This is a genomic window from Streptomyces doebereineriae (genome assembly GCF_031845645.1).
GTDB lineage: Bacteria > Actinomycetota > Actinomycetes > Streptomycetales > Streptomycetaceae > Streptomyces > Streptomyces canus.
The window spans coordinates 158,963-173,330 of record NZ_JAVREZ010000010.1 but is presented as its reverse complement, the minus strand read 5'-3'; the positions used below and the strand labels follow the sequence as shown (position 1 = coordinate 173,330).

Annotated in this window: 14 protein-coding genes; 7 read left to right on the top strand and 7 right to left on the bottom strand. The window is 69.0% G+C overall.

The genetic code is table 11. The features are described from left to right. Positions 1-163: 163 nt before the first annotated feature. The 5 genes from RNB18_RS27975 to eno all read right to left on the bottom strand — a co-directional run bounded on the left by RNB18_RS27975 (position 164) and on the right by eno (position 5,259). The gene (locus RNB18_RS27975; RefSeq protein ID WP_311716868.1) at positions 164-1,069 is read right to left on the bottom strand and encodes a LysR substrate-binding domain-containing protein; all 906 of its coding nucleotides are present in this window, start codon (positions 1,067-1,069) and stop codon (positions 164-166) included. An 89-nt stretch (positions 1,070-1,158) separates the two neighbouring features. After that, positions 1,159-2,259: an alcohol dehydrogenase catalytic domain-containing protein gene (locus tag RNB18_RS27970; protein ID WP_311716867.1), complete on the bottom strand. Its 1,101-nt coding sequence runs from the start codon at positions 2,257-2,259 to the stop codon at positions 1,159-1,161. Positions 2,260-2,308: 49 nt separating this feature from the next. Further along, a complete protein-coding gene (locus tag RNB18_RS27965) occupies positions 2,309-2,860 on the bottom strand; it encodes a carboxymuconolactone decarboxylase family protein (RefSeq protein WP_311716866.1) in 552 nt (183 codons plus the stop codon). A 25-nt stretch (positions 2,861-2,885) separates the two neighbouring features. Next, on the bottom strand, positions 2,886-3,908 hold the full coding sequence (locus RNB18_RS27960) for a VOC family protein (protein WP_311716865.1): 1,023 nt from the start codon (positions 3,906-3,908) through the stop codon (positions 2,886-2,888). A 40-nt stretch (positions 3,909-3,948) separates the two neighbouring features. Continuing rightward, positions 3,949-5,259: a phosphopyruvate hydratase gene (gene eno / locus RNB18_RS27955; RefSeq protein ID WP_311716864.1), complete on the bottom strand. Its 1,311-nt coding sequence runs from the start codon at positions 5,257-5,259 to the stop codon at positions 3,949-3,951. Between the two features lie 423 nt (positions 5,260-5,682). Here eno and RNB18_RS27950 point away from each other — a divergent pair, with 423 nt between their 5' ends. After that, positions 5,683-6,276 carry an NADPH-dependent FMN reductase gene (locus tag RNB18_RS27950; RefSeq protein WP_311716863.1) on the top strand — a complete coding sequence of 198 codons (594 nt, stop codon included), beginning with the start codon at positions 5,683-5,685 and terminating at the stop codon, positions 6,274-6,276. 92 nt (positions 6,277-6,368) lie between these two features. Here the strand turns inward: RNB18_RS27950 and RNB18_RS27945 are convergent, their stop codons facing one another. Next, positions 6,369-7,400 (bottom strand): LacI family DNA-binding transcriptional regulator, encoded by a 1,032-nt coding sequence (locus RNB18_RS27945; RefSeq protein WP_311716862.1) that lies wholly within the window; start codon positions 7,398-7,400, stop codon positions 6,369-6,371. Between the two features lie 93 nt (positions 7,401-7,493). On the opposite strand from RNB18_RS27945, the gene RNB18_RS27940 reads away from it, so the two are divergent. Continuing rightward, positions 7,494-8,366: a fumarylacetoacetate hydrolase family protein gene (locus RNB18_RS27940; protein WP_311716861.1), complete on the top strand. Its 873-nt coding sequence runs from the start codon at positions 7,494-7,496 to the stop codon at positions 8,364-8,366. A 72-nt stretch (positions 8,367-8,438) separates the two neighbouring features. Here RNB18_RS27940 and RNB18_RS27935 read toward each other — a convergent pair whose 3' ends face one another. Next, positions 8,439-9,707: an MFS transporter gene (locus RNB18_RS27935; RefSeq protein ID WP_311716860.1), complete on the bottom strand. Its 1,269-nt coding sequence runs from the start codon at positions 9,705-9,707 to the stop codon at positions 8,439-8,441. 740 nt (positions 9,708-10,447) lie between these two features. On the opposite strand from RNB18_RS27935, the gene RNB18_RS27930 reads away from it, so the two are divergent. The 5 genes from RNB18_RS27930 (at position 10,448) to RNB18_RS27910 (ending at position 14,257) form a co-directional block, all read left to right on the top strand. After that, positions 10,448-11,452, top strand: coding sequence for a C-terminal binding protein (locus RNB18_RS27930; RefSeq protein ID WP_311716859.1), 1,005 nt, complete (start codon positions 10,448-10,450; stop codon positions 11,450-11,452). Then, on the top strand, positions 11,449-12,561 hold the full coding sequence (locus RNB18_RS27925; RefSeq protein ID WP_311716858.1) for a phosphotransferase family protein: 1,113 nt from the start codon (positions 11,449-11,451) through the stop codon (positions 12,559-12,561). Before RNB18_RS27930 ends, RNB18_RS27925 begins: the two co-directional genes overlap by 4 nt. 42 nt (positions 12,562-12,603) lie before the next feature. Further along, positions 12,604-13,134, top strand: coding sequence for a cupin domain-containing protein (locus RNB18_RS27920; RefSeq protein WP_311716857.1), 531 nt, complete (start codon positions 12,604-12,606; stop codon positions 13,132-13,134). A 506-nt stretch (positions 13,135-13,640) separates the two neighbouring features. After that, entirely contained in the window at positions 13,641-13,877 is a 237-nt protein-coding gene (locus RNB18_RS53785; protein ID WP_394817677.1) for an STAS domain-containing protein, read from the top strand. Between the two features lie 158 nt (positions 13,878-14,035). Next, a complete protein-coding gene (locus tag RNB18_RS27910) occupies positions 14,036-14,257 on the top strand; it encodes a hypothetical protein (RefSeq protein ID WP_311716855.1) in 222 nt (73 codons plus the stop codon). Positions 14,258-14,368 lie beyond the last annotated feature (111 nt).

Sequence of the window (14,368 nt, the reverse complement as noted above, 5' to 3'; positions counted from 1 at the left end):
AGACCGGTATACCTGCTCTGACCTGCGAAAACAGTGCGTCATCCGCGCACAAAGGTGCGTCTGTTCGACGCTGACCGGCCGACCCGCGCGGCGCTGCGCGGACCACGACGAACGGCCCGCCCGGGACGGACGGGGCGGGCGGGACAGCATCGGAATCAGGGCCTCAGCGGGCGGCCGTCGAGACCGCGGCCTCCCGCAGCCGGCGGATCACGCCGCGCACCGCGGGCGAGGTCTCACCCCTGCGGTAGGCACCGACCAGCCGGGTGGTGAGCGATACGTCCGCCAGCGGACGGTAGGCAACACCGGGGATGTGCACGCGCCGCAGCGAGTCGGGCACCAGGGCCACCGCGAGACCACCGCCCACCAGCGTCAGCGCGGCGACGTAGTCCCGTACCGGGGGAGCGCAAAGGGGACTGAAGCCTCCCCGCTCGGCCACTTCCAGGATCTGGTCGCGGCAGCCGTACTCCTCGTCGAAGTGCGGGGCCACGAAGTTCTCGTCACGCAGCATGGCCGCGGGAATCGTCTCGTACGCCGCCAGGGGCGCGCCGGCCGGCAGTGCCAGGACGACGTCCTCGCTGAGCAGGCAGGTGGCCATGACCTCGGGCGGGTACTCCGGCCGCCAGCGCAGGAAGCCGACGTCGATGTCACCGCAGGCCAGCGCCTCCAGTTGGGCCGGTGTCTCCAACTCGCGCACCTGCACCGTCAGATCGGTGCCGGGGGCCGCGCAACGGGTGAGGACATCGGTGAGCACCCCGGAGAACGCGGCCGAGGCGACGTACGCGATCTGGGCGTGCCCCAGCTCCCCGCGACCTGCCCGCCGGCCCACCGCCACGGCTCGGGCGGCCTGTGCGAGGGTCAGCCGCGCTTCTTCGAGGAACAACTGCCCGGCACTGGTCAGCGCCGGGCGGGTGCGTCGCCCCCGGTCGATCAGCCGCACACCCAGGTGTGACTCCAGCGCCCTGATCTGGGCGCTGAGTGCCGACGGTGCGAGGTGCAGACGATCCGCCGCCCGCGCGAAGTGCAGTTCCTCCGCGACGACGACGAACGATTCCAGCCAGCGCAGTTCCACCGGCTCCTCCGTCCTGTGGTGCGGGCACCCCGCGGCGCAGTCAGGGCAGAACAGGATCGCCGCGGGGTGAGTGTGGGTGGTCCGGGGAGTCAGGGAAGCACGACGTAGTTGCTGAATCCGCCGTCGAGGTCCGTGGCGCGTCCCGAGATCGCTTCGTTGACCTTGGACAGCGGGAAGGGTTTGGTGATCAGGTAGGACAGGTCCAGGGCTCCGGTGGCCACCATGTCGGCGACTTCCTGGCCCTGCGCGGTGGAGAACCAGTTGGAGCCGATCAGGTGGACCTGTTCGTCCATGAGCCACTTCACGTCCACGGGCAACCGGTCGGCCACGCCCCCGACGTTGACCACCCTGCCGCCCCGGCGGACGCCCTGCATGGAGTCCAGCATCGTCTCCACCGGGGCCTTGGCGCCCAGAGCGCTGATGACGAAGTCCGCTCCCTCGCCTCCGGTGCGGGACTTCGCCCACGCGCCGGTGGAACCCTCGCCCAGCCGCATGACCTCGATCCGGTCAGGGGCCAGTTCCTTGACGCGCTTGAGGAGTTCCTCGTTGCGGCCGGTTCCGAGGACCCTGGAGACGCCCGAGGCCAGCGCGAGCAGGGTGGAGGCGACGCCGAGGGTGCCGGTGATTCCGTCGATCAGCGCGACCTGGCCGGGTCCGGCCACGGCGTACTTGAGGGCTCTGTAGGAGGTGCCGATGTAGCCGAGCTTGCCGGCCTGCTCGAACGTCATGTTCTCGGGGATGTTGACGATCGAGTGCTGCGGCGCCGTCATGTACTCGCAGAACCCGCCGTACGGGTAGAGGTCGAAGATTCGCTGGCCGTCGCGGGAGGTGCTGAAGTAGCCGTTCAGGGTGAAGTAGCGGCACCGGCTGAGCTCGCCTCCGCGGCACACCTGACAGCTGCCGCAGGAGCGCAGCGGGCTCACATAGACCCGGTCGCCGGGCTTGGTGTTCAGCACCGCCTCGCCGACCGCCTCGACCACGCCCGCCGGGTCCAGGCCGAAGATCGCGGGCAGCTCGGGCAGCGGCTGGTGCGGGTACCAGGTGGGCCAGTTGTTGATCACGTTGGCCATGTTCGGCACGATTCCGCATGCCTTGACGCGCACCAGCACGTCGGTCGCCCGGGGGGTGGGCACGTCGACGGTGTCCACGGACATCGGCTCACCGAGCTTGTGCAGTCGTGCAGCGAGCATCTTCGCCATTGAAATACTCCGGTATTGATGGGCAGTACGGTGCCGAGAGCTACGAATTCTGGAAAGGGTTCGGGTAAGCGTCCTCAAGGTCGATGTCCAGCAGACCCATGATGCGGACGCCGGAGTTGTACCAGGCGATGGACAACGACAGTTCGACCATCTGCCGGTCCGTCAGATGATCGGCGGCAGCACTCCATGTCTCCTCAGAGACATCGACGTGGAGGGTGGACTCCTTGGCGAGGCGCATGACCGCCTTTTCCGTCGCGTCGAACAACTCGGACGACTCGAAGTCGGCCACCGCCGCGAGCTGTTCACCGGTGAGTCCGGCCTTGGCTCCGTGCGACTGGTGGTGCGCGACCTCGTACGCGGAACGGGTCGCGTACCCCACGGTCAGAATGGCCAGCTCACGCAACTTGGGGCTGAGGTCGGCGGCCCGCAGCGAGTTGGCGTAGGTCAGAAACCCGTCCAGCTGCTCGGGCGCGCCCGCGAGAGCGAGGAAGATGTTCGCCGTGGGTACTTTGCGTTCGGCTTCGAGCCGGTCGTACAGGGGCTTGTTCGCCTCGTCCGCGTCCTCGCGGCGAAGGTAGGGAACGCGTGCCATGTCGTCTCCTCGGGGGACGGAAGGGTCAGTGGGCGGACTGTTCGAGCAGGAACCGCTCGAGAGTCATGGGCTGCGGCACCTGGGCCGGCGGGATCTGCTTCACTCCCACGAAGGGCGAGGCCTCGAAGTACCACTTCTCCAGCGCCGGAAGCCCCCAGCGCACGTTGGTGCTCAGCGATCCCGCGTCCCAGCGCACCGGTTCGACCTCGGTGTCGATGGTCTGGTAGTGGCTGTTGAAGACCTCCACCCGATGACCGTCGGGGTCGCGGAGGTAGGTGAAGAGCATCCCGCCCGGCCCGTGCCGTCCCGGCCCCCGCTCCACCCCTTCGCCGTAGCCGAGGATGCCCGCCCAGTCGCAGGCGGTGAAGATGTCGCGGCTCTCGGAGACGGTGTAGGCGAAGTGGTGCAGGGCGGGACCGGTGTTCTCCACGATCGCGAGGTCCAGGCACGTACCCTTGCGGTACATGAACGCGCTCAGCAGTGTGTCGCCGTGTGCCAGGTACTCGGAGTTGCGGAAGCCGAGTTCGCCGTAGAACGCGGTGAGTTCATAGGTGTTCGGCGCGAAGGTCTGGAAGTGGTCCAGACGTTGCGCGTGGGCGCCCTTGTAGTGCTCGAAGTCGATGTGCAGCCTCGGGCGCGTCTCCATGTGCGCGCAGAGTTCCAGCGGTGTACCGACCGGGTCGCTGACGTGCAGGGTGCGGCCCTGGTACGGCATGTCGACCCACTCCGCGGGCAGCCCCCGGTCGCGGAACCATGTGTGGGCGATGTCGAGGTCCTCGTCGAGGAAGACGCGGAAACCGATCCTCTGACAGGAACCGGCGCCCTCCTCGTCCAGCTCCAGGACGAGACTGTGGTGGCATGCCTCGGCGAGCCCGCGGAGATAGCAGGTGCGCTCGTCCTCGTCGCTGACGACGAGCCCGAGGGCGCTCACGTAGAAGTTCCGGCTCTCGGCCAGGTCCGCGACCGTGAGCCGGACATGGCTGGAGCGGGTGATGTTGAAGCTCGGACGCAGATTGACGGGTGGCAGCATGCTGGTCTCCGTGCTCATTCGGCACTTGATTTCGATGACTGTAATGCTTTGGGTTGTTTTACGGCTTGGTCACGGAAGGGGCGGAATCGGGGAAGGTGAAGGCGGACCAGCCGCTGAATTCCGCGGAATCACCGAGAGCCTCCTCGATGCGCAGAACCTCGTTCCACTTCGCCATGCGCTCGGAGCGTGTGAAGGAACCCACCTTCAGCTGGCCCGCGTCCCATCCGACGCTCAGGTGGGAGATGGTGATGTCTTCGCTCTCGCCGGAGCGGGCCGACACGATGGTGGCGAAGCCGGCGTCCTTTCCCGCGCGCAGGGCCTGGTGGGCCTCGGTGACCGTGCCCGCCTGGTTCGGCTTGACGAGGACGGCGTTCGCCGCCCCGTTGGTGGCCGCCGCCTCGACGCGCTTGGCGTTGGTGACCAGGTAGTCGTCGCCGATCACCTGACAGCGGTGGCCGAATCGCCGGGTGAACTCCACCATGCCCTCGTGGTCGTCCTCGCCCACCGGGTCCTCGACGGACAGGATCGGGTATTGCTCGATCCAGCCGCCGAGCATGTCGATCAGCCCCGCGGTGTCCAGTGTGCGGTCGTCCAGGGCCAGCGTGTAGCGCCCACCGGTGCCGAACTGTGAGGCCGCGATGTCCAGTGAGATGCCGACCTGGGTGGCGGGCGTGAAGCCCGCGGTCTCGATGGCGAGGGTCAGGGTCTCCAAAGCCTCCTCGTTGGAGTCGAACGCGGGCCAGAAGCCGCCCTCGTCCGCCACGCCCTGTGCCTTGCCCGCCTTGCGCATCAGGCTGCCGGCCGCCCGGTAGATCTCAGCCGTCCAGTCGAGGGCCTCGCAGAAGCTGCGTGCCGCGGGGCAGACGACCATGAAGTCCTGGACGTCCACGCGACGGTCCGCGTGGGCGCCGCCACCGAAGATCTGGATCTCCGGCAGGGGGATGCGAACCGGCCGACCGCCCGACAGATGCCGCCACAGCGGTACGCCCGCCGACGCGGCGGCGGCGTGCAGCACCGCCATGGACGTGGCGACGATCGCGTTGCCGCCCAGGCGGCTGCGGTCGGGGGTGCCGTCGAGGTTCACCAGGAGCCGGTCGACGGACTCCTGGTCGATCGCGTCGAGGCCCAGGAGGGCGGGCGCGATCTCCTCGTTGACCGAGCCGACGGCGCGACGGACGTCGAGTCCGCCGAAGCGCGAGCCGCCGTCACGCAGGTCGAGCGCCTCGCCCTGACCGGTCGAGGCTCCCGCCGGAGCGATGGCCCGCCCGACCGCTCCGTCCGCGAGGTGTACCTCCACCTCGACGGTCGGCCGGCCGCGTGAGTCCCACACCCTGCGGCCGTAGAGCTTGGCGATCCGCGCGTCTGTCATTGCGGTGCAACCTTTCGGAGTCGGACGGTCGAGGCGTTGAGTGATGGCCCGTGCCTGCCGACCGGCGAACGGGCGCGGGCCGACCTCTCGGGGCGGCACTCGAATCGGTGCGGCGCCCCGGGTGCTTCGTGAGGGGGAAACGGGAGGACGAGGAGTGCTCGTCCACTGCGGCTCTCCTTGTGCTATCGATAGCGCAATCGTGCGAACTGTGAGCCCGTCCTGTCAAGGGGTGAGGAGTGTTCCATTCCTCCTACGCGTTGCTCGTTTCCCTTTGGCTGGGTCGTCGGCGTGTCAATGCTATCGTTCGCACAACCATGGCAGTGGCTGAAAACTCCGGCGGGCCCACCCCTCCTGGAAGAACGGACAGCACAGGCGGCGTGGGCTCGCCGGGCCGATAGCGGCCGACAGGAAAGCGAGCCCGACATGACATCCGAGCCCTTGGTGGCACCCATGACCCTGACCACGGTCGTGGCCAGCACGCGTCCCGGACGTGTGGGCAGATCCGTCGCGGACTGGTTCACCTCCCAGGTCTCCGAGTGCGACCACTTCGAATCACACCTGGTCGACCTGCGCGAACTCGACCTTCCGTTCTACGACGAGCCGCATCCGCCCGCCCTGAGGCAGTACACGAAGAGCCACACCCGTGCCTGGAGCCGGATCGTCGACACGTCGGACGCGTTCGTGTTCGTCACCCCCGAGTACAACGGAGGCTTTCCGGCTCCCCTGAAGAACGCGTGGGACTACCTCGTGGTGGAGTGGCAGCACAAGCCGGCTGCGTTCGTCAGCTACGGCGGCGTCTCGGCGGGCACCCGGGCGGTGCAGATGGCCAAGCAGGTCGTGGCGAACCTCAGAATGCTGCCGATCGGGCCGACCGTGAGCATCCCCTTCGTCAACGAACAGGTCGACGACGGCGCCTTCCGTCCCGGCAAGATTCACGAGGCGGCGGCCGGGCAAGTGCTCGAGGAACTCGCGCGCACCGCAACCGTCATGCGCCGGCTGCGCAGCGGAACCTACTGACGCGGCGGGTGAACACGACGGTGCCCGGAGCGCTGCTCCGGGCACCGTCGTGTTCACGCGCAAGGTCGTTCGCGGCTCGAGGTGCGACCCGCTCAGGAGGGCTTGGACGGAACCTTTCCGTCGACGGGTGCCGTGCTGCCGCGCAGAATCAGCGATCCGGGGGAGACCGACGTGTACGGGCCGTCGTTTTCCGGCTCGTTCTTGAGGCGCCGCAGAAGCCACAGTGCGCAGCTGGTCGCCATCTCCTGGATCGGCAGGCCGATCGTGGTGAGCCCGGGCCCCCACCAGGAGAAGCCGGGCTCGTCCCCGAACCCGACCACGGACAGCTCGCCGGGCACCTTCACGCCCTGCGCGGACAGCTCCTCCAGAACGCCCAGGGTGAGCTGGATCGATCCCAGCACGAGTGCGGTGGGAGCGGCCGGCTCCTGCAGCAGCCGACGCACCGCCTCGCGCCCGTGGTGCACGGACGACGGCGGCCCCAGCTCGGCGCGTCCGGCGTCGTCCGCAAGGCCGCCCTCCTCGAGGGCGGCGCGGAAGCCGCTCAGACGCTCCGCGCCCGTGGGCAGTTCCTCGGGGCCGCCCAGGTAGGCGATGCGGGTGTGTCCCAGTGCCACCAGGTGGGCCGTGGCCCGGCGCAGAGCCTCGCGGTCGTCCACACCGAACCACTGGGAGCCGAGCGAGGGGTGGCGGCGCAGCAACTGCAGGTGCGGTACGGCGCGCAGGAGTTTGACGGACTCGCTGTGCGGGCGCGCGGTGGGCACGATGATGACGCCGGCCACGCGGTTCGCGGACAGCTCCCGCAGATGGCGCAGCTCCACCATTCGGTCGTCGTCGGTCTCCGAGAGCATCAATTGGAAGCCCTCGGCCGCCATGTTCTTGGAGAGCTCGTGCGCGATGGTCGAGTAGAAGCTGTTGCGGATGTCCGGGATCACCAGCGCGACCACGTTGCTGGACGCTCCGCGCATCATCCGGGCCGCCCGGTTGCCGACGTAGCCCATCTCGGAAGCGGTCTGGCGGACCCGGAACTTCGTTTCCTCGCTGATGCGCGCGTCGTCGGCGAGCGCCCGGCCGACCGTCGAGACGGAGATCCCGAGACGCTCGGCGATGTCCCTGGTCGTGATCACGTAAGCGTCCCCTCCGGCTGACTGGTCCCGCGGTCGTCACTTTCCGTATGCCAACGATAGCACTCGTGTTGCGCTGCGTGGTCGGGGAGCGGGGTGGCGGGCTCGGACATCACCTATTGTGCTAACGTTAGCATTGCTGGATGGGCCGTGCAGCCGCCCATGGCTGCCCAAAGTACGGAGGTGTCCGTGCGGATCGTCAGGTATGCCGTCGGCAGTGTATGTCACTACGGAGAACTCGAGCCCGGTGACGTCACCATCGCCCGATTCGAGGGCGATCCCTTTACGGGGCTGTCCCTTGCGGGGCACGTCGACGAAGTGAGCGACGTCGTTATTCTCCCGCCGGTCGAGAAACCCCGGATCTACGGGTTCGCGTACAACTACGCCTCACACGTCGACGAGACCGACCGTGAGATTCCGGAGGTTCCCGTGTGCTTCATGAAGCCGAGCACGGCGGTGGTGGGGCCGGGAGACGCCATCGTTTATCCGACCGATGGCGAACTCATCCATTTCGAGGGCGAGTTGGTCGTGGTCATCGGAAAGGAAGCCCGCCATGTCAAGCCCTCCGAGGCTCATGAGTACATCCTCGGCTATACATGCGGAAATGATGTCAGCGACCGCATCGTCCAGCGCAAGGAAAGTAAATACGGAACGCTGCTGATCGGGAAGGGCCAGGACACCTTCGCTCCCCTCGGGCCGGTCATCGCCACGGAACTCGACTCGTCCGCACTGGAGTTGACGACCCGTGTGAACGGCCGTGTCATGCAGTCGGCCAGCACGGCCGACCTGCTGCTCCCCGTCCCCGACCTCGTCAGCTACCTCAGCCGCTACCTGACACTGCTGCCCGGAGACGCGATCATGACCGGCACGCCTGCCGGTGTCGGGCCGATCCGCCCCGGAGACGAGGTCGAGGTCGAGATCGAGGGCATCGGCGTTCTGCGCAACCCGGTCGTGGCCGAGAGCCGTTGACCGCAAAGGCCTGCGGAGCGACCGCACAAGGGGGCTGCCCACCGCTCGGCGGTGGGCAGCCCCCTTGGTGTGTCAGCGGACCGCGCTGTTGAACTGCGCGGGACGGACGAAGGCCAGGGCGAGGACGCCGGCCAGCGGCAGAAGCGTGACCTGCAGGAGTCCGGCCCGGTCCCAGCCGAAGGAGTCCACCAGGGCGGCGAAGAGCAGACCCGAGAACGCCGCCGGTCCGTAGTAGCTGGTGACGAACAGACCGGAGGCGCGTCCGATCTGCGCCGGCCGGACGGCGCGCTGCATCGCACCGTTGCTGTTGGGATAGATGAACCCCAGGCCGAAGGCGCCCATGAGGAAGGCGAACACACACTGCACGCCGACCCCCGCCTGTGTCTCATAGATGCACACGCTGATGGCGGAGACGGCCAGCAGGCTCAGGATCAGCAGGTTGCGCTGGTTCACGCGGTCGCCGAGCCAGCCGCCGAACAGGGCTGTCATGCCGCCGAAACCGAGGAAGCTCATCGCCAGCGCGGCCTGATCGGCGGAGTAGTGCAGCGAGGTGATGAGGTACGTCGGGTAGAGGCCCAGGAATCCGTAGATGGCCACACCGCTGACGACCGAGTGGACGGCCAGCGCGATGGTGTTGCGGTTGTAGGCGGAGGCCGGCATGTACTCGTAGGTGCTGGTCGAGACGGCCTTCTCGGCGGAGTGCTCGGTCAGACCGGCCTTCACGAGGAACAGGGAGGCGGCGGCGATCAGCAACCCGGCGGTGCCGAACAGATAGAAGGGCGAGTGCCAGGTGCCGTGCGTGTTCGTCAGTCCGACACCGATGAGCGGGGCGACGAACACGCCGACGGAGTAGCCCATGCCGATGACACCGAACGCGAGGCCGCGTCGCTGGACGAAGAAGGCACCCATCGCCGCGAAGATCGCCGCGGACTGCATGCCCTCACCGAAGCCCGAGACCACCCGGTACAGCGTCATGTCGGCCAAGCCGGTCGCCAGCGGGGTGGCCATCGTGCCCAGGGAGTAGATCACGATGCTGACCAGCAGCACGGTCTTGCGTCGGAATCGGTCCAGCAGATACCCCGCGGGCAGGCCGGCCAGGGCCATGCCGAGGGTGAAGTTGGTCGCCAGCAGGCCGCCCTGTTCCAGGGAGAAGCCGTATTCCGCACGGATGTTGGGCAGCAGCGGCGGGAAGACCTGACGGTCCATCGCGTTGACCATGTAGGAGAGGACCACCAACAGGAAGCCCACGCCGATCATGGCTCGGGAGACGGGAGGGCGGCGGCGTTCCTGTGGGTCCTTGACGGGCACTGCACTGGTGTCGACTTGCGCTGCGTGAGGCATTGCGGCTCCTGATGAGGAATGGGCCACGGCAGGCCGCGGCGGATCCATCGCCGCACGGGGGCGTGCGGCGATGACAAGAAGCGGTGAGCTGAACACGGACTCGAGTCGGCGACGGCGATATCGGCGCCGTCTGACGGAATGCGGGCGATCGGCCACCGCGCGGTCGGACACCGCATGCGGAATTCAGCCGTATAGCGCCCGTCGGGGACGTCCGTGGCTATGGCGTCTTCGACAACCGGACCATTGTGCGGATACGTGTCGGCCGCATGGTCGGGGTTGGCTGAAACCATGAAGGGAAGCGCCCGGCGCGTCAAGACGTACGCGCGGATTTCCTGGGATTCCACTGCTTTCCCCCGATGAGCGGGTTCGTCTGCTTCGGGTACGGGGCGAGGTGCGGGGTGCGGGTGAGCCGCTGTACGCCGCGTTCTTGACGATTCGCAGACCCGCAGTGCTATCGTTAGCATCACGTGGCTGTGACAAAGTGATTCGACGTGCCCCGGCATCTCGTGACCCAGTTCCAGGGGCCTGTGCCGGCGCCTTCCGACCATGACTCGGAGAGCGCCGGCGAGACCCGACCGAGCCCAGCGACACCCTTCACCCGCGCCCATGGCGGCCGTGGACCATCGGACAAGCCGACGGCCGCCGTCCCGGGTGATGCTCAGACCTGCTGATCGGACGCGACCGGACGTCAAACCCGGCCGTCCACGGCGGCCGTACGATTTCTGCGAGGACGATCTGCCATGACACCACCGAGCCGCCCAGACACCGTGCTGCTCACCGACCACGCCTGGCCCGACGACTCCGTCGAGCGATCCGTCATCGAGGGCGCGGGCCACACGCTGGTGTCCGGCCCCGCGGAACCCGCCTCCGCCGAGGCCATCGAGGAGCTGGTCGCCGAGCACCGGCCCGCCGGCATCCTCACCTGCTGGGCGCCCGTCTCCTCCCTCGCCGTCGAGGCGTCCCCCGATCTTCGGATCGTGGCCAGACTCGGTGTGGGCCTCGACAACATCGCCGTGGACACCGCCACCGAGCGGGGCGTGTGGGTCACCAACGTTCCGGACTACTGCGTCGACGAGGTCTCCGACCACGCCGTCGGCATGGTGCTCGCCTGGACGCGGGGCCTGGCCGTCCTCGACCGGGAGGTCCGTACGGGTCGCTGGGACCCGGCCGGCGCCCGGCTGCGCCGGTTGTCCACGCTGACCTGCGGCATCGTCGGCTTCGGCCGGATCGGACGCGCCACCGCCCGCAAGCTCGGCGCGTTCGGCTGCCGGACCCTGGCCCACGATCCTCATCCTCCGCAGGACGCCCCCGGAGTCGAGTTGGTGGACCTTCAGGAGCTGCTGCGCCGAAGCGACGCAGTGATCCTCCATGTGCCGCTGACGCCCGGCACCCACCACCTCATCGGCGCCGATGAGCTGGCGCTGATGAAGCCGGGCGGGCTGCTGGTCAACGTCAGCCGCGGCGGCCTGGTGGACACCGACTCGGTCATCAAGGCGCTGGACGGCGGTCAGCTGGACGGAGCCGCCTTCGACGTCCTGGAGAGCGAGCCCCATGTCCCCGCCGGGTTGCTGGATCAGCCCGGTGCGCTGCTCACCCCCCACGTGGCCTTCTCCTCCGACGCCTCGGTCACGGAACTGCGCCGCCGCGCCGCCGAGGAGGTTGTACGGATCCTGGCGGGCGAGGACCCGGCACACCCCTGCAACCACCCCGGCGGTCTGCCCGCCGGACCGGGTGACCGGCGATGAGCCCCACAGCCGCGCCGGAGACGCCGGACCCCGTTCTGTCCGATTTCCTGACCGCACACAAGCTCGCACGCCCCGGCGAAGCCGCGCACTGGACGCCGCTGGCCGGAGGGGTCTCCTCCGACCTGTGGCGGGTGGACCTGCCGGGGCGCTCGTTGTGCGTCAAGCGGGCCCTGGCCCGGCTGCGGGTCGCGGCCGACTGGGAGGCGCCGGTGTCGCGCAACGCCTACGAATGGGCGTGGATGCGGTTCGCTTCCCTGCACCGGCCGGACAGCGTGCCCGAACTGCTGGCGCACGACCCCGAAGCCGGCCTGTTCGCGATGGCGTACCTGCCCGCCGAGCGCTACCCCATGTGGAAGTCCCAACTCCTGGCCGGCGAGGTGGAGCCGGCGACCGCGGCGGCCGTCGGAGAGGTGCTCGGGGCCCTGCACGCGGCGAGCGCGGGTGACACGGTCCTCGCCGCGGAGTTCGCCACGGACGCCAACTTCCACGCCCTGCGCATCGAGCCGTACCTTCTGGCCACCGCGGCGGCGCACCCCGGCCTGGCCGACATCCTCCAGAGCCTCGCCGACCGCACGGCCGGCACCCGCCTGGCCCTGGTGCACGGCGACGTCAGCCCCAAGAACATCCTCGTCGGCCCGTCGGGGCCCGTGCTGCTGGACGCCGAGTGCGCCTGGTACGGCGACCCGGCCTTCGATCTGGCCTTCTGCGTCAACCATCTGCTCCTCAAGACTCTCGTCGTGCCCGGCCGTCGTGCCGAACTCCTGCGGTCCGCCCATGCGCTGGTCGCGCAGTACGTGCGGCAAGTCGACTGGGAACCCCGATCCGCCCTGGAGGCGCGGACCGCCTCGCTGCTGCCGGCACTGCTGCTCGCCCGTGTGGACGGCAAGTCCCCGGTGGAGTACCTCACGGACGACCGGCACCGGCTGTTCGTCCGGACGGTGGCGTCGGCCCTGCTGCGGGCGCCCGCAGTCACGGTGGTCGGTGTGCTGGACGCCTGGGTGACCGCCTTGGAGGCTCCGACCGAGACCGAGACCGAGACCGAGACCGAGACCGAGACCGAGACCGAGACCGATGCCGAGGCCGAGACCGAGAGTGGCCGACCCGCGTGACCGAGCGTCCGGTGGATCCGGCAGACCGAAGGAGGAGGGATCATGCGCAGAGTCGTCACCGGCCATGACGAGAACGGCAAGTCGGTCGTCGTCAGCGACGGCCCCGTCCCGCGCAGCCGGGAGTTCACCAGCCTGCCGGGCTGGGTGTCCCGACTGCCGTGGGCCACCGACCCCGGCGAACCGGTCAGCAGGACGGGGGAGGATCCCACACCGAAGGTCACCACCCTTCTTCCGGCACCCGGCGGCACCCGGTTCATCATCCTGACCTTCCCGCCGGAGGCCGCGTTGGCCGACCCGGCGTTCGACCCTGTCGCCTTCGACCGGGAACAGCGGACGGACTCGCCCGGTATCGCCGAACTCATCGAGCCCGACGGCATGCACGCGACGCCGACCGTGGACTACGGCATCGTGCTCGGCGGCGAGATCGTCCTCGAACTCGATGACGGAAACTGCACTCTGCTCTCGGCAGGCGACATCGTGATCCAGAACGGCACCCGGCACGCCTGGCGCAACCGCAGCGGGCAACCGGTCACGGTGGCGTTCGTCCTCATCGGCGCGGAGCCCGAGCACTGAGGGCGTGGCCGGGGTCTTCATCGGCGTCGGCATCGGCTCCGGCAACCGTGGACAGGTCGGGGCCCTTCTCATCGCACGCGCTTCCTGACGCATGACGGCGGCGGACCACTGTGCTGTGGTTGCCCGCGCGCCGAGCGCCTCCTGGACGCGAACTGGCTGACCTGGAACCTGATCGCGGTCGTGTGTGGGCCTTGGGCTGTACTGCTTCCAGCCGTGGAAGCCGTGGCAGGACAAGACGGTGTGGGGGAGCGCCGTGACGTCTGCCCGTGCCACGGTGGCGCCCTCCGGGACACCCAGGTGATCGGCGTGCCGTGGAAGAGCCGACCGCGGCGACCCCGACGAGGCTGACGCCCACGCGCCGACTACGCCGCGGCGACCTGTCACCAAGGGCCAGGACTTCACCTGGCGCCCGACCTCACGGTGCGGTTCTGGGCTCGCTGCGGCAGGAGTTGCGTGAGCTCTGGCGCGGCCCACTTGACCCCGGGTCGCGTGACGGGGCTGGCTCGGTGGTCGTGGACTGGACTGCTGCTCCGTTCCTGACCATGGCCGGGGTTGCGGTGCTGGACGATTTCCGCAGGCAGGCCGGTGAACGCGGTGTTCCTGTCCGGGTGGTGGCCTCCCGTCGGTGGCCCCGCGCGGTCTTGCGCATCGTCGCGTTCGATGACCTGGTGCCGGTGGCGGCGCGGCAACCGCACCGGGCTCGACCGCAGCTCGTGATGTCCGGCCGGAGCCTGATGAGGTGAGCGGATATGACCAATGGTGAACGGCGCGCCGGCCGGGGGACGCCGGCACCCGGATCGGGCTGGTCCAGGAGCCGGACACGTCCCGCCTCTTCATGGCGATCTAAGCCGGCTTTCTGGTGGAGGCCGGTGCGGGGATCCGCTGGCTGCTGGGGCCGGCCTTGATCGAACAAGACACAGTAGCCGTACGGCGCGCCGCCCCGAGGACCATGGGTCCGGAGCGCGAGGTGGCGACTCGGCTGCTGGCGACATTGTGGACGGCGGGAGTTGTGGTCGGCATCGACACCGAGGACTGGATCTGCAACGCCCCGGAACTGCCCGGCATCTGCCTGCGGATGGCCGCTCAGTTGGAGAGCGAGCCGGATACCGACCCGCCGGACTGACCGGGACTGTGCCGCCCCGCGGCGACTCGGGCGGGCTGTACCGGGTCGCGTAACCCTCCCCCACCCGGCCAACTCCGGCCGCTCCGCAGCACTCGCGGGGTGGGGCCCCCG

Bases quoted from the DNA above. Each gene is read 5' to 3' on its own strand.
- RNB18_RS27935 (WP_311716860.1), bottom strand. From the start codon at position 9,707: ATGCCTCACGCAGCGCAAGTCGACACCAGTGCAGTGCCCGTCAAGGAC.
- eno (WP_311716864.1), bottom strand. From the start codon at position 5,259: ATGACAGACGCGCGGATCGCCAAGCTCTACGGCCGCAGGGTGTGGGAC.
- RNB18_RS27930 (WP_311716859.1), top strand. From the start codon at position 10,448: ATGACACCACCGAGCCGCCCAGACACCGTGCTGCTCACCGACCACGCC.
- RNB18_RS27970 (WP_311716867.1), bottom strand. From the start codon at position 2,259: ATGCTCGCTGCACGACTGCACAAGCTCGGTGAGCCGATGTCCGTGGAC.
- RNB18_RS27920 (WP_311716857.1), top strand. From the start codon at position 12,604: ATGCGCAGAGTCGTCACCGGCCATGACGAGAACGGCAAGTCGGTCGTC.
- RNB18_RS27925 (WP_311716858.1), top strand. From the start codon at position 11,449: ATGAGCCCCACAGCCGCGCCGGAGACGCCGGACCCCGTTCTGTCCGAT.
- RNB18_RS27965 (WP_311716866.1), bottom strand. From the start codon at position 2,860: ATGGCACGCGTTCCCTACCTTCGCCGCGAGGACGCGGACGAGGCGAAC.
- RNB18_RS27950 (WP_311716863.1), top strand. From the start codon at position 5,683: ATGACATCCGAGCCCTTGGTGGCACCCATGACCCTGACCACGGTCGTG.
- RNB18_RS27960 (WP_311716865.1), bottom strand. From the start codon at position 3,908: ATGAGCACGGAGACCAGCATGCTGCCACCCGTCAATCTGCGTCCGAGC.